We start from the raw sequence: 368 nt of genomic DNA, 5'->3' as shown, positions 1-368 counted from the left end.
CGCGACGGTGTGTTCGATGTCGCCGATCCCGACCGGCTGGGTCGTCACCAGCTCGTACAGCAGCAGCACGTGCGCCGGCACCGGTGTCGCGTACACCATCAGCAAGATCACCACCCAGAGCTACGCCACCGTCTGCTCCTTCTCCCCGATCCCCGCCGGATGGGTCGTCGCGAGCTCGCAGAGCAGCAGCAGCTGCCTCGGCAGCGGCGTCGCGTACAGCATCAGGAAGCTCTGACCGTCCGGACCGGCGCAACGGCCCGGTAGGGCCGGCGCCGTCGCCGCGGGGCGGGGGCACCAGCAGGCCGCGCCCGACGACAGTGGCCCCGGAGGTCGGGAGGGCCCACGACAGAAAAAGAATCCACCCGAGC

This window comes from Kitasatospora sp. NPDC001539 (assembly GCF_040298565.1).
GTDB lineage: Bacteria > Actinomycetota > Actinomycetes > Streptomycetales > Streptomycetaceae > Kitasatospora.
This window is presented reverse-complemented; position numbering follows the sequence as displayed.